General features: G+C 63.0%; 16 protein-coding genes. 15 read left to right on the forward strand and 1 reads right to left on the reverse strand.

Translation table 11 applies throughout. From position 1 onward, the window contains the following. The first annotated feature begins 10 nt into the window (after window positions 1-10). The gene (locus RIN61_RS16165; protein ID WP_085623867.1) at window positions 11-553 is read left to right on the forward strand and encodes a glycine zipper 2TM domain-containing protein; all 543 of its coding nucleotides are present in this window, start codon (window positions 11-13) and stop codon (window positions 551-553) included. Between the two features lie 168 nt (window positions 554-721). Here the strand turns inward: RIN61_RS16165 and suhB are convergent, their stop codons facing one another. After that, the gene (suhB, locus tag RIN61_RS16170; RefSeq protein ID WP_025337769.1) at window positions 722-1,540 is read right to left on the reverse strand and encodes a type III secretion system regulator SuhB; all 819 of its coding nucleotides are present in this window, start codon (window positions 1,538-1,540) and stop codon (window positions 722-724) included. A gap of 151 nt (window positions 1,541-1,691) precedes the next feature. Here suhB and trmJ point away from each other — a divergent pair, with 151 nt between their 5' ends. From trmJ to RIN61_RS16240, 14 genes are all read left to right on the forward strand, one after another. After that, on the forward strand, window positions 1,692-2,447 hold the full coding sequence (gene trmJ / locus RIN61_RS16175) for a tRNA (cytosine(32)/uridine(32)-2'-O)-methyltransferase TrmJ (RefSeq protein WP_031325634.1): 756 nt from the start codon (window positions 1,692-1,694) through the stop codon (window positions 2,445-2,447). Window positions 2,448-2,450: 3 nt separating this feature from the next. Then, window positions 2,451-3,236 (forward strand): serine O-acetyltransferase, encoded by a 786-nt coding sequence (gene cysE, locus RIN61_RS16180; RefSeq protein ID WP_112250699.1) that lies wholly within the window; start codon window positions 2,451-2,453, stop codon window positions 3,234-3,236. Between the two features lie 179 nt (window positions 3,237-3,415). Next, complete coding sequence (gene iscR, locus RIN61_RS16185) at window positions 3,416-3,907, forward strand: Fe-S cluster assembly transcriptional regulator IscR (RefSeq protein ID WP_008092572.1); 492 nt, start codon at window positions 3,416-3,418, stop codon at window positions 3,905-3,907. A gap of 46 nt (window positions 3,908-3,953) precedes the next feature. Then, window positions 3,954-5,168, forward strand: coding sequence for an IscS subfamily cysteine desulfurase (locus RIN61_RS16190; protein WP_013971017.1), 1,215 nt, complete (start codon window positions 3,954-3,956; stop codon window positions 5,166-5,168). A 46-nt stretch (window positions 5,169-5,214) separates the two neighbouring features. After that, on the forward strand, window positions 5,215-5,601 hold the full coding sequence (gene iscU / locus RIN61_RS16195) for a Fe-S cluster assembly scaffold IscU (RefSeq protein WP_003248539.1): 387 nt from the start codon (window positions 5,215-5,217) through the stop codon (window positions 5,599-5,601). 28 nt (window positions 5,602-5,629) lie between these two features. Then, window positions 5,630-5,953 (forward strand): iron-sulfur cluster assembly protein IscA, encoded by a 324-nt coding sequence (gene iscA / locus RIN61_RS16200; RefSeq protein ID WP_003257854.1) that lies wholly within the window; start codon window positions 5,630-5,632, stop codon window positions 5,951-5,953. Between the two features lie 8 nt (window positions 5,954-5,961). Then, complete coding sequence (gene hscB / locus RIN61_RS16205) at window positions 5,962-6,483, forward strand: co-chaperone HscB (protein ID WP_015269012.1); 522 nt, start codon at window positions 5,962-5,964, stop codon at window positions 6,481-6,483. Window positions 6,484-6,525: 42 nt separating this feature from the next. Next, the gene (hscA, locus tag RIN61_RS16210) at window positions 6,526-8,388 is read left to right on the forward strand and encodes a Fe-S protein assembly chaperone HscA (protein WP_112250701.1); all 1,863 of its coding nucleotides are present in this window, start codon (window positions 6,526-6,528) and stop codon (window positions 8,386-8,388) included. 3 nt (window positions 8,389-8,391) lie between these two features. Next, window positions 8,392-8,733 (forward strand): ISC system 2Fe-2S type ferredoxin, encoded by a 342-nt coding sequence (gene fdx / locus RIN61_RS16215; RefSeq protein ID WP_025337773.1) that lies wholly within the window; start codon window positions 8,392-8,394, stop codon window positions 8,731-8,733. A gap of 10 nt (window positions 8,734-8,743) precedes the next feature. Further along, complete coding sequence (gene iscX, locus RIN61_RS16220; protein WP_003257859.1) at window positions 8,744-8,944, forward strand: Fe-S cluster assembly protein IscX; 201 nt, start codon at window positions 8,744-8,746, stop codon at window positions 8,942-8,944. Window positions 8,945-9,033: 89 nt separating this feature from the next. Further along, entirely contained in the window at window positions 9,034-9,465 is a 432-nt protein-coding gene (gene ndk / locus RIN61_RS16225) for a nucleoside-diphosphate kinase (protein ID WP_023382208.1), read from the forward strand. A gap of 24 nt (window positions 9,466-9,489) precedes the next feature. Next, window positions 9,490-10,635, forward strand: coding sequence for a dual-specificity RNA methyltransferase RlmN (gene rlmN / locus RIN61_RS16230; protein ID WP_133970441.1), 1,146 nt, complete (start codon window positions 9,490-9,492; stop codon window positions 10,633-10,635). A gap of 14 nt (window positions 10,636-10,649) precedes the next feature. Next, complete coding sequence (pilW, locus tag RIN61_RS16235; protein ID WP_112250705.1) at window positions 10,650-11,411, forward strand: type IV pilus biogenesis/stability protein PilW; 762 nt, start codon at window positions 10,650-10,652, stop codon at window positions 11,409-11,411. Further along, the gene (locus RIN61_RS16240; RefSeq protein WP_313852858.1) at window positions 11,408-12,463 is read left to right on the forward strand and encodes a RodZ domain-containing protein; all 1,056 of its coding nucleotides are present in this window, start codon (window positions 11,408-11,410) and stop codon (window positions 12,461-12,463) included. Before pilW ends, RIN61_RS16240 begins: the two co-directional genes overlap by 4 nt. The last annotated feature ends 1 nt before the right edge of the window (window position 12,464 follow it).

Below are 12,464 nucleotides of genomic sequence, written 5' to 3' on the forward strand. Positions count from 1 at the left end.
GGAGGTTCATGTGAACAAATCAATGCTTGTGGGTGCGGTACTGGGTGCTGTCGGTGTGACTGCCGGAGGTGCTGTCGCGACCTACAGCTTGGTCAACAAGGGGCCTGAGTATGCGCAGGTCACCGATGTGCAACCGATCAAACAACAGGTAAAAACCCCCCGTGAGGTCTGCAAGGACGTCGCCGTGACGCGGCAGGCGCCGGTCAAGGACCAGCACCAGATTGCAGGTACCGTGGTGGGCGCCATTGCCGGTGGCCTGCTGGGTAACCAGATTGGTGGTGGTAGCGGCAAGAAGATCGCCACCGTGGCCGGTGCGGTCGGTGGTGGTTATGCCGGCAACAAGGTGCAGGAGGGCATGCAGGAGCGTGACACCTACACCACCACGCAAACCCGCTGCAACACGGTCAACGACATCAGTGAGAAAGTGGTCGGCTACAACGTGAAGTACACCATTGGCGACAAGGTGGGGCAGGTGAAGATGGATCACGAGCCCGGGTCGACCATTCCGGTGGACAAGAACGGCAAGCTGATCCTGAGCGAAGCCGGGCAGTAATTTGAGTTGCCTGTACCGGCCTCTTCGCGGGTGAACCCGCTCCCACAGTGATCGCACAATCCTGTGGGAGCGGGTTCACCCGCGAAGAGGCCGGCACAGGCAATGCAAAACTGTCAGGCACAAAAAAAGCACCCCGAGGGGTGCTTTTTGTTTGCCGGCAATCCGCGCTTAGCGCTTCATGTTCTCTGGCAGGTGCGGCTGGATAGCAGTCAGCACGGCCTTGAAGCACTTGATGTTGCCCGCAACGATATGGCCCTTGTCGAGGAAGTCGTGGCCACCGTTGAAGTCGCTCACCAGGCCACCTGCTTCCTGAATCAGCAGCACGCCAGCCGCCATGTCCCATTCGGACAGGCCCGATTCCCAGAAGGCGTCGAAACGGCCGGCGGCCACGTAGGCCAGGTCCAGGCTGGCGGAGCCGGCGCGGCGGATGCCGGCGGTCTGGCCAGTCAGGGCGCGGAACATGCCCAGGTAGTTGTCCAGGTCGGCCATCTGGCTGTCACGGAACGGGAAGCCGGTGCCCAGCAGGGCGCCTTCCAGGCTGGTGCGGGAGCTGACACGCAGACGGCGACCGTTGAGCTGGGCGCCACGGCCACGGCTGGCAGTGAATTCTTCCTGGCGAACCGGGTCGACGATCACGGCGTGCTCAAGGCGGCCACGGTATTTGCAGGCGATGCTGACCGCGAAGTGCGGGATGCCACGCAGGAAGTTGGTGGTGCCGTCCAGTGGGTCGATGATCCACAGGTAATCCTTGCCTTCTTCGCCGCTACCCGCGTGCAGGCCGGTTTCCTCGCCCTGGATGGAGTGGTTCGGGTAGGCCTTGCGCAGGGCGTTGACGATGCTCTGCTCGGCGGCGCGATCGACTTCGGAAACGTAGTCCTTGGCCTCTTTCTCATCGACCTTGATGCTATCCAGGCGTTCGATGGAGCGGAAAATCAGTTCACTGGCGCTGCGAGCGGCGCGCAGGGCGATATTCAGCATAGGCTGCATGGGCGGGTCACCTGGAGATGTTAAAGAAGAAAGCCGATCATTCTAGCAGAAAACTTTGGCGGCAGAAGTGTCACATTTGCTTTCGTGGCGTTACGTCTGTCGGTTCTGTAAGATCGAACCCCCTGATTCCTGCATCTGTGAGCACAACACCTTGCTGCAAAATATTCGTGTTGTTCTGGTCAATACCAGCCACCCCGGCAACATCGGCGGCGCTGCACGTGCCATGAAAAACATGGGCTTGTCGCGTCTGGTGCTGGTGCAGCCGAAAGAGTTCCCCGCCGTGGATGCCAGTGCCCGAGCCTCGGGTGCCGACGATGTGCTGGACAACGCCCAGGTGGTCGACAGCCTCGAGCAGGCGCTGGTCGGCTGCAACCTGGTGATGGGCACCAGCGCCCGCGAACGGAGCATCCCCTGGCCGCTGATCGGCCCGCGCGAATGCGGGGCCAAGGCGGTGGAGCATGCCAACGGTGGCGAGGAAATCGCCCTGGTGTTCGGCCGTGAGCACGCCGGCCTGACCAACGAAGAACTGCAGCGATGTCACTTCCACGTGCACATTCCCTCCAACCCCGACTTCAGCTCGCTGAACCTGGCCGCCGCTGTCCAGGTACTCTCCTACGAGGTGCGCATGGCCTGGCTGGCCGCCGGTGCAGCGCCGGGCAAGGTCGAGAAGGTTGACGCCAGCGAGCTGGCGACAATGGACGAAATGGAGCTGTTCTACGACCACCTGGAGAAGACCCTGGTCGGTATCGGCTTCCTTGACCCCGAAAAGCCCAAGCACCTGATGCCGCGCCTGCGCCGGCTGTATGGGCGGGTGGCGGTCGAGCGTTCGGAAATGAGCATTTTGCGCGGCATCCTCACCGAGACCCAGAAAGTGGTCCGGGGCGAGCCGCATAAACGGAAGGACTGACAGATGTTCGAACGCCTGCGTGAAGATATTCAAAGCGTATTCCATCGTGACCCGGCCGCGCGCAATGCCTTCGAGGTGCTGACCTGCTACCCGGGCATGCACGCCATCTGGCTGCACCGCCTGGGCAATGCCCTGTGGAAGCGTGATTTCAAGTGGCTGGCCCGCCTGGTGTCGAACTTCGGCCGCTGGCTGACCGGCATCGAGATCCACCCCGGAGCCACCATCGGCCGGCGCTTCTTCATCGACCACGGCATGGGCATCGTCATCGGCGAAACCGCCGAGATCGGCGACGATGTCACCCTTTACCAGGGCGTGACCCTGGGCGGCACCAGCTGGAACAAAGGCAAGCGCCACCCCACCCTGGAAAACGGCGTGGTGGTAGGGGCGGGGGCCAAGGTGCTCGGGCCGTTTACCGTCGGTGCCGGGGCCAAGATCGGCTCCAATGCGGTGGTGACCAAGGCGGTGCCGGCCGGCGCCACGGCGGTCGGCATCCCTGGGCGAATCATCGTCAAGAGCGAGAACGATGAGGTCGAGGCCAAGCGCAAGGCCATGGCCGAGAAGATTGGCTTCGATGCCTATGGCGTCAGTGGCGACATGCCCGACCCGGTGGCCCGTGCCATCGGCCAGATGCTCGATCACCTGCAGGCAGTCGACGAGCGGCTGGAGGGCATGTGCGGCGCCCTGACCAAGATGGGCAGCGATTATTGCGCCAAGGAGCTGCCGGCCCTGCCGGAAGATGACTTCAAGGAAGTTGCCCAGGTGGCTGAGCGCGACACTCAATCGCATTGATTGCGCCGCGCTGAAATCACGGTGACATACGGGGCGTGTGCTCACGCCCCCTGTCTGCTACAATCGCGCCCGCCTCCCCGATGCAAACCCGACTAAAGCACTAGGTCTAATAGTTGACTTAAATGCTCGGGAATCGCATACTCGCTCACATCCTGTAACTCCCGTGGTACCCAATAGCCATGCGACTGACTACCAAAGGCCGATACGCCGTGACCGCCATGCTCGACCTGGCGTTGCACGCGCAGCATGGGCCGGTGTCTTTGGCCGACATTTCCGAGCGCCAGGGCATCTCCCTCTCTTATCTGGAACAGCTGTTCGCCAAGCTGCGCCGCAGCAGCCTGGTATCCAGCGTGCGTGGTCCAGGCGGTGGCTACCAACTGTCGCGTGGCATGGAAACCATCCAGGTGGCCCAGGTCATCGATGCGGTCAACGAATCGGTCGACGCCACCCGTTGCCAGGGGCTCGGGGACTGCCATGCCGGTGACACCTGCCTGACCCACCACCTGTGGTGCGACCTCAGCCAGCAGATCCATGAATTCCTCAGCGGTATAAGCCTGGCCGACCTCGTCATGCGCCGCGAGGTGCAGGAAGTCGCCCAGCGTCAGGACCTGCGTCGTGTCGCAGGCCGTACCGCCCAGCTGGACAAGATTGAGACGTCCGCCGTCGATTGATCCCACCGGGACGACGAGCGACGCCACCGCCTGATAGGAGAGACAAATGAAGTTGCCGATCTACCTCGATTACTCCGCGACCACCCCGGTCGACCCACGCGTGGCCCAGAAGATGGCCGACTGCCTGCTGGTCGACGGGAACTTCGGTAACCCGGCTTCGCGCTCCCACGTCTTCGGCTGGAAAGCCGAGGAAGCGGTCGAGAACGGTCGTCGCCAGGTTGCCGAGCTGATCAACGCCGATCCGCGTGAAATCGTCTGGACCAGCGGTGCCACCGAGTCCGACAACCTCGCACTCAAGGGCGTCGCGCACTTCTATCAGACCAAGGGCAAGCACATCATCACCTCCAAGATCGAGCACAAGGCGGTACTGGATACCGCTCGCCAGCTGGAGCGTGAAGGTTTCGAAGTCACCTATCTCGAGCCAGGCGAAGACGGTATCGTCACCCCGGCCATGGTCGAGGCGGCGCTGCGCGACGACACCATCCTGGTTTCGCTGATGCACGTGAACAATGAAGTCGGCTCGATCAACGATATCGCCGCCATCGGTGAACTGACCCGCTCGCGCGGCGTGCTGTTCCACGTTGATGCCGCGCAGTCGGCCGGCAAGGTCGAAATCGACCTGCAAAAGCTGAAGGTCGACCTGATGTCGTTCTCGGCGCACAAGGTGTACGGCCCGAAAGGCATCGGCGCGCTGTACGTCAGCCGCAAGCCGCGTGTACGCCTGGAAGCCATCATTCACGGCGGTGGCCATGAGCGCGGCATGCGTTCGGGCACCCTGCCGACTCACCAGATTGTCGGCATGGGCGAAGCCTTCGCCATCGCCAAGCAGGAAATGGCCGCGGAAAACGTGCGCATCAAGGCCCTGAGCGACCGCTTCTTCAAGCAGGTCTCGGACCTCGAAGAGCTGTACGTCAACGGCAGCAAGACTGCCCGCGTACCACACAACCTGAACCTGAGCTTCAACTACGTCGAAGGCGAATCGCTGCTGATGTCGCTGAAGGACATCGCCGTATCGTCCGGTTCGGCCTGCACCTCCGCGTCGCTCGAGCCGTCCTACGTATTGCGCGCCCTGGGCCGCAACGACGAGCTGGCGCACAGCTCGATCCGCTTCTCCTTCGGCCGCTTCACCACCGAAGAAGAAGTCGACTACGCCGCGCAGAAAGTCTGCGAGGCCGTGAACAAACTGCGTGAGCTGTCGCCGCTGTGGGACATGTACAAAGACGGCGTTGACATCTCCAAGATCGAGTGGGCCGCCCACTAAGCAGTCGCCGGCAAGAGCGGCTCCCTGATGAGGAAGGAATTGCACCATGGCATACAGTGAAAAGGTCATCGACCACTACGAAAACCCGCGTAACGTCGGCAAGATGAATGCCGAAGACCCGGATGTCGGTACCGGCATGGTCGGCGCCCCGGCCTGCGGTGACGTGATGCGCCTGCAGATCAAGGTCAACGAGCAGGGCGTGATCGAAGACGCCAAGTTCAAGACCTACGGCTGCGGTTCGGCCATTGCTTCCAGCTCCCTCGCCACCGAGTGGATGAAGGGCAAGACCCTGGACGAAGCCGAAACCATCAAGAACACCCAGCTGGCTGAAGAACTGGCGTTGCCGCCGGTCAAGATCCACTGCTCGGTACTCGCCGAAGATGCCATCAAGGCAGCCGTACGCGATTACAAGCAGAAGAAAGGCTTGATCTAAGCCGCCTGTTGCGAGGTAAGGAGTCCAGATGGCTATCAGCATGACAGAAGCCGCCGCCAACCATGTGCGGCGTTCCCTGGAAGGGCGCGGCAAGGGCGAAGGCATTCGCCTGGGCGTGCGCACCACCGGTTGCTCGGGCCTGGCCTACGTGCTGGAGTTCGTCGACGAGCTGGCGGACGAAGACCAGGTGTTCGAGAACCATGGCGTCAAGGTGATCATCGATCCCAAGAGCCTGGTCTACCTCGACGGCACCGAACTGGACTTCGTCAAGGAAGGGTTGAACGAAGGCTTCAAGTTCAACAACCCCAACGTGCGCGGTGAGTGTGGCTGCGGCGAAAGCTTCAACGTTTGAGGCTGGCTGTGGGTACTCCTTGTCATTTCGCATTGTTTGACCTCCAGCCAAGCTTCCGCCTGGACCTCGACAAGCTGGCCACTCGCTACCGCGAGCTGGCCCGCGAAGTTCATCCAGACCGCTTTGCCGACGCCTCCGAGCGCGAGCAGCGCGTGGCACTGGAAAAGTCCGCGGCTCTCAACGACGCCTACCAGACCCTGCGCAGTGCGCCGCGTCGAGCCCGCTACCTGCTGGCCATCGGCGGCCACGAAGTGCCTCAGGAGGTCACGGTCCACGACCCTGACTTCCTGTTGCAGCAGATGCAGTGGCGTGAAGAGCTCGAAGAACTGCAGGACGAAGCCGACCTCGATGGCGTGGCCGTGTTCAAGAAGCGCCTGAAAGTCGCCCAGGACACGCTGAACGAGGACTTTGCCGCCTGCTGGGACGCCCCAGGCGAGCGCGACAAGGCCGAACGCCTGATGCGCCGCATGCAGTTCCTCGACAAGCTCGCCCAAGAAGTGCGCCAACTGGAAGAGCGCCTCGACGATTAACCCGGTGCTGCCCGTGATGGCACCTAAGGTATTCAGATAAGCATGGCCCTACTGCAGATTGCCGAACCCGGTCAAAGCCCTCAGCCGCATCAGCGCCGCCTGGCGGTGGGGATCGACCTGGGTACCACCAACTCCCTGGTCGCCGCACTGCGCAGCGGCCGTAGCGAGCCCCTGCCCGACGCGCAGGGCAATGTCATTCTGCCGTCCGCGGTGCGCTACCTCGAAGGGCGCAACGAAGTGGGGCAGGCTGCACGCGATGCCGCTTCCAGCGACCCGCTGAACACCGTGCTGTCGGTAAAGCGCCTGATGGGGCGCGGCCTCGCCGACGTCAAGCAACTGGGCGAGCAGCTGCCGTACCGCTTCGTTGGCGGTGAGTCGCACATGCCGTTCATCGACACCGTGCAAGGGCCGAAAAGCCCGGTGGAAGTGTCCGCCGATATCCTCAAGGTGCTGCGCGAGCGTGCCGAAGCCACCCTCGGCGGTGAGCTGGTGGGGGCGGTGATCACCGTGCCGGCCTATTTCGATGACGCCCAGCGCCAGGCCACCAAGGACGCTGCGCGCCTGGCCGGCCTGAACGTGCTGCGCCTGCTCAACGAGCCGACTGCCGCTGCCGTGGCCTATGGCCTGGACCAGAACGCCGAAGGCGTGGTGGCCATCTATGACCTGGGCGGCGGTACCTTCGATATCTCCATCCTGCGCCTCACTGCCGGCGTGTTCGAAGTGCTGGCCACCGGTGGCGATACCGCCCTGGGCGGTGACGACTTCGACCACGCTATTGCCGGCTGGATCATCGAACAGGCCGGTCTCTCGTCCGACCTAGACCCGGCCACCCAGCGCCAGTTGCTGCAAACCGCCTGCGCCGCCAAGGAAGCCCTGACCGACGCCGATGTGGTCGACGTAAGCCATGGTGCCTGGCAGGGTCAGCTGAGCCGCGCCGGTTTCGAAGCCATGATCGAGCCGCTGATTGCCCGCAGCCTCAAGGCCTGCCGCCGCGCCGTGCGCGACAGCGGCGTCGAGCTGGAAGAAGTCAGCGCCGTGGTCATGGTCGGTGGTTCGACCCGTGTTCCGCGAGTGCGCGAAGCGGTCGGCACGCTGTTCGGGCGCGCCCCGCTGACGTCGATCGACCCCGATCAGGTGGTGGCTATCGGTGCTGCCATCCAGGCCGACACCCTGGCCGGCAACCACCGCGAAGGCGGCGAACTGCTGTTGCTCGATGTCATCCCGCTGTCGCTTGGCCTTGAAACCATGGGCGGGCTGATGGAGAAGGTGATCCCGCGCAACACCACCATCCCGGTGGCGCGAGCCCAGGAATTCACTACCTATAAAGATGGCCAGTCGGCCATGATGATCCACGTGCTGCAGGGCGAGCGCGAGCTGATCAGCGACTGCCGCTCGCTGGCGCGCTTCGAGCTGCGTGGCATCCCGGCGATGGTCGCCGGTGCGGCTAAGATCCGCGTCACCTTCCAGGTCGATGCCGACGGCCTGCTCAGCGTCGCTGCCCGCGAGCTGGGCTCGGGCGTGGAAGCGAGCATTCAGGTCAAACCGTCCTACGGCCTGACCGACGGCGAAATCGCCCGCATGCTCAAGGACTCCTTCGAACACGCCGGTTCCGACAAGCAGGCCCGTCAGCTGCGCGAGCACCAGGTCGACGGCGAGCGCCTGCTCGAAGCGGTACAGGGCGCCCTGGACGCCGATGGCGAGCGCCTGCTCAGCAGTGACGAGCGTGATGCCATCGAATTCCAGATGCAGGAACTACGTGATTTGCTGGCCGGCACCGATGGCGCAGCCATCGAGCAACAGACCAAGCGTCTGTCGCAAGTGACCGACGCCTTCGCCGCCCGTCGCCTTGATTCGACGGTCAAAGCCGCACTGGCCGGGCGCAACCTGAATGAGATCGAGGAGTAACCGATGCCGCTGGTGACATTCCTGCCGCACGAGAAGTTCTGCCCTGAAGGGCTGACCGTGGAAGTCGAACCCGGGACCAACATCCTGGAGCTGGCCCACGACCATCACATCGAGATGGAAAGCGCCTGTGGCGGGGTCAAGGCCTGCACCACTTGCCATTGCATCGTGCGCAAGGGCTTCGATTCGCTTGAAGAAGCCGACGAACTGGAAGAGGACATGCTGGACAAGGCCTGGGGCCTGGAGGCTCAATCGCGCCTCGGCTGTCAGGTGGTTGTCGCTGACCAGGACCTGGTCATCGAGATCCCCAAGTATTCGCTCAACCACGCCGCCGAAGCGCCGCACTGAGGTTTGCCCCATGAGCCTGAAATGGATTGATGTACTTGAGATCGCCATTCAGCTTGCAGAAAGCAAGCCGGAAGTCGATCCTCGTTATGTGAATTTCGTCGATCTGCACCGTTGGGTGCTGGCCTTGCCAGAATTCAGCGACGATCCGTCACGCGGCGGTGAGAAAGTGCTCGAGGCCATCCAGGCGGCCTGGATCGAAGAAGCCGACTGAACGCGTCCTGCAGGTTAGGCAATCCCCTGGAACCCGCGTATAATTCGCGGGTTTAATTTTTCGCAACACTCATATTTCTGGAGTTTTCCATGGCTGTTCAACGTACTTTCTCCATCATCAAGCCTGACGCCGTTGCCAAGAACGTCATCGGCGAGATCACCACTCGTTTCGAGAAAGCCGGCCTGCGCGTCGTCGCTTCGAAAATGAAGCAACTGTCCAAAGCCGAAGCCGAAGGCTTCTACGCCGAGCACAAAGAGCGCGGCTTCTTCGCTGACCTGGTTGCCTTCATGACTTCCGGCCCGGTCATCGTTCAGGTTCTGGAAGGCGAAAACGCCGTTCTGGCCAACCGCGAGCTGATGGGTGCCACCAACCCTAAAGAAGCTGCTGCCGGCACCATCCGTGCTGACTTCGCCGTTTCCATCGACGAAAACGCTGTTCACGGTTCCGACTCGGAAGCTTCGGCTGCCCGCGAAATCGCTTACTTCTTCTCCGCTACCGAGCTGTGCGACCGCATTCGCTAAGCGAAGCAGGTCTTGGGTGATTCCATGAGTGACATGACTGGCAAGATCAACCTGTTGGGCCTGACCCTGCAGGAAATGGAAAAATTCTTCGAGTCGATCGGAGAGAAGCGTTTTCGTGCCGGTCAGGTCATGAAATGGATTCACCACTTTGGCGTCGACGATTTCGCCGCCATGACCAATGTCGGCAAGGCCTTGCGCGAAAAGCTCGAGGCCGTTGCCGAGATTCGGGGCCCGGAAGTGGTCAGTGAAGACATTTCCGCCGACGGTACCCGCAAGTGGGTGGTCCGCGTTGCCTCCGGCAGCTGCGTCGAAACCGTCTACATTCCCACCGACGATCGCGGCACCCTGTGCGTGTCGTCGCAAGCCGGCTGTGCTCTGGACTGCAGTTTCTGCTCCACCGGCAAGCAAGGCTTCAACAGCAACCTCACTGCCGCCGAAGTGATCGGCCAGGTGTGGCTTGCCAACAAATCCTTCGGGACCGTTCCGGCCAAGATCGACCGCGCTATCACCAACGTGGTCATGATGGGCATGGGCGAACCCCTGCTGAATTTCGACAATGTCATCGCCGCCATGAAGATCATGATGGAAGATCTGGGCTATGGCATTTCCAAGCGTCGCGTCACTCTGTCCACCTCGGGCGTGGTGCCAATGATCGACGAACTGGCCAAGCACATCGACGTGTCGCTGGCCCTGTCGCTGCACGCACCGAACGACGAGCTGCGCAACAAGCTGGTACCGATCAACAAGAAGTACCCGCTGAAGATGCTGCTGGAATCTTGCATGGGCTACATGTCCACCCTGGGTGGCAAGCGCGTGCTGACCATCGAGTACACCCTGCTCAAGGACGTCAACGACCAGCCTGAGCATGCTGCGCAAATGATCGAGCTGCTGCGCGACGTGCCATGCAAGATCAACCTGATCCCGTTCAACCCGTTCCCGCACTCCGGCTACGAGCGGCCGAGCAACAACGCCATCCGCCGCTTCCAGGACCTGTTGCACCACGGTGGCTTCAACGTCACCACCCGTACCACCCGTGGTGAGGACATCGACGCTGCCTGTGGCCAGCTGGTCGGCCAGGTCAACGACCGCACCCGCCGCAGCGAGCGCTACATCGCTGTGCGCCAGCTGTCCGCGGACGCCGAGCTGCAAGACAGCCCCGCCAGCCACTGACCGGGACCTTGCCCATGAGCCTGCGCGCCGCGCTGTCGATCCTTGCGCTTTCGCTGCTGGCCGGCTGCGTGTCGGGCGGCGCGAGCGACCCCCTGGCTAGCCGCCAGGGCAGGGCAGAGGCGGGGCGGGCCTACGTGCAGCTTGGGCTGGGTTATTTGCAACAGGGGTTGACCGAGCAGGCCAAGGCGCCGCTGGGCAAGGCCCTGGCCCTGGATAGCGGTGATGCCGACGCCCACGCCGCCCTGGCGCTGGTCTTCCAGGCCGAAGGCGAGCCTGCGCTGGCCGAAGCGCACTTTCGCAAGGCGCTGCAGGCACGCACGGACGACACGCGAATTCGCAACAATTACGGCAGTTTCCTTTATGCTCAGGGGCGATTTGCCGAGGCCGAGCAGATGTTTCGCCTGGCCAGCGCCGATACCCTGTATCCTGAGCGTTCACGCGTGTACGAGAACCTGGGCCTGACCGCCCTGAAGCTCGAGCGCCGCGACCAGGCGCACGCGTATCTGCTGAAAGCTTTGCAACTCAACCAGCGGCAACCGAAAGCGTTGCTGGAAATGGCTGAGTTGTCCTACGAAAACAGGCATTATGTGCCGGCCCGGGACTACTACGATCGTTTCAGCCAGTTGAGCGACCACGATGCCCGTAGCCTGCTGCTGGGCAGTCGCCTTGCCAGGGTATTCGACGAGCAGGGCACACTGGCCGAGCTGGGCCAGCAATTACAACGACTTTATCCCGGTACGCCGGAATATCAGCAATACCTGTCGGAGCAACGATGAAAGCCGCGCATCCCGAAGTAGCAGTAGCGCCTGGCCAGAACCCCGGTGAGCTTTTGCGTCAGGCCCGTGAGAACCGGGACTGGTCACAAGCCGAGGTGGCCCGCAAGCTCAACCTCACTGTCAGTTCGTTGAACCACGTGGAAACCGGCGCCTTCGACAAGCTGCCGGGGCATACCTTCGCCCGTGGTTATATCCGCGCCTATGCCAAGCTGATGGACCTGGACCAGGCTGCCCTGGTGGACGCATTCGACCGTTACACCGGCACCCACGCCAAAGGCAGCGACGTGCACTCGCTGGGCCGTATCGAAGAGCCGGTGCGCCTGTCGCACAATATCCTGCGTGGCGTCAGCCTGCTGCTGCTGGTGGCGGTGGTCGGCGGCGGCTTCGTCTGGTGGCAGGATCAAGGCAGCCTGCGTGGCAAGGACCTGGCCAAGATCGCCCTGGAGCATGTCGAAGTCGAAAGCGCCGACGGTACCACCCAGATTCACCCGCTCGATGAGCCTGAAGACCAGGCTGTTTCCGCTGGGCAGCAGCCCGAGAGCGCGCCGCTGCCGCTGGAGCAGGGCGCTGCCGAGCAGCCTGCCGCCGCCGAACCGGCACCGGCTAGCCCGGCACCTGCCGCTACCGCTGCCGCGGTGCCGGCACCGGCCCAGCAGGCGCCTGTGTCACCGGTCGCCAGCGCCCCTGCTGCCACGCCTGCGCCGGTAGCACCGGTTGCCCCGGCCCCGGCCCCGGCGGCGGTTGCACCTGCTACGCCCGTAGCGACCGTGGCCGCCACCGAGCCTGCCGCTCCGGTCGCAGTGCCGGCTGGCAGCGCCAAGGTCGCCATCCAGTTCGTCGCCGATTGCTGGACCCAGGTCACCGACGGCAACGGCAAGGTGCTGTTCAGCGCCATCAAGCGCAAGGGGGACAACCTCGAGCTGACCGGCACGCCGCCGTTCTCGGTACGCCTGGGCTTTGCCCGTGGCGCCCAGGTCAGCTACAACGGCCAGGCCGTCGATGTTGCCCCGTTCACCAGTGGCGAGACCGCTCGCCTGAAGTTGGGACAGTAAT

This window comes from Pseudomonas inefficax (assembly GCF_032164165.1).
Lineage (GTDB): Bacteria > Pseudomonadota > Gammaproteobacteria > Pseudomonadales > Pseudomonadaceae > Aquipseudomonas > Aquipseudomonas inefficax.

What these genes read in the sequence shown, in the direction of transcription:
- pilW (WP_112250705.1), top strand. Translation starts at nt 10,650, where the DNA reads ATGAGCCTGCGCGCCGCGCTGTCGATCCTTGCGCTTTCGCTGCTGGCC.
- RIN61_RS16240 (WP_313852858.1), top strand. Translation starts at nt 11,408, where the DNA reads ATGAAAGCCGCGCATCCCGAAGTAGCAGTAGCGCCTGGCCAGAACCCC.
- iscX (WP_003257859.1), top strand. Translation starts at nt 8,744, where the DNA reads ATGAGCCTGAAATGGATTGATGTACTTGAGATCGCCATTCAGCTTGCA.
- iscR (WP_008092572.1), top strand. Translation starts at nt 3,416, where the DNA reads ATGCGACTGACTACCAAAGGCCGATACGCCGTGACCGCCATGCTCGAC.
- hscA (WP_112250701.1), top strand. Translation starts at nt 6,526, where the DNA reads ATGGCCCTACTGCAGATTGCCGAACCCGGTCAAAGCCCTCAGCCGCAT.
- cysE (WP_112250699.1), top strand. Translation starts at nt 2,451, where the DNA reads ATGTTCGAACGCCTGCGTGAAGATATTCAAAGCGTATTCCATCGTGAC.
- RIN61_RS16190 (WP_013971017.1), top strand. Translation starts at nt 3,954, where the DNA reads ATGAAGTTGCCGATCTACCTCGATTACTCCGCGACCACCCCGGTCGAC.
- iscA (WP_003257854.1), top strand. Translation starts at nt 5,630, where the DNA reads ATGGCTATCAGCATGACAGAAGCCGCCGCCAACCATGTGCGGCGTTCC.
- suhB (WP_025337769.1), bottom strand. Translation starts at nt 1,540, where the DNA reads ATGCAGCCTATGCTGAATATCGCCCTGCGCGCCGCTCGCAGCGCCAGT.
- fdx (WP_025337773.1), top strand. Translation starts at nt 8,392, where the DNA reads ATGCCGCTGGTGACATTCCTGCCGCACGAGAAGTTCTGCCCTGAAGGG.
- rlmN (WP_133970441.1), top strand. Translation starts at nt 9,490, where the DNA reads ATGAGTGACATGACTGGCAAGATCAACCTGTTGGGCCTGACCCTGCAG.
- ndk (WP_023382208.1), top strand. Translation starts at nt 9,034, where the DNA reads ATGGCTGTTCAACGTACTTTCTCCATCATCAAGCCTGACGCCGTTGCC.
- iscU (WP_003248539.1), top strand. Translation starts at nt 5,215, where the DNA reads ATGGCATACAGTGAAAAGGTCATCGACCACTACGAAAACCCGCGTAAC.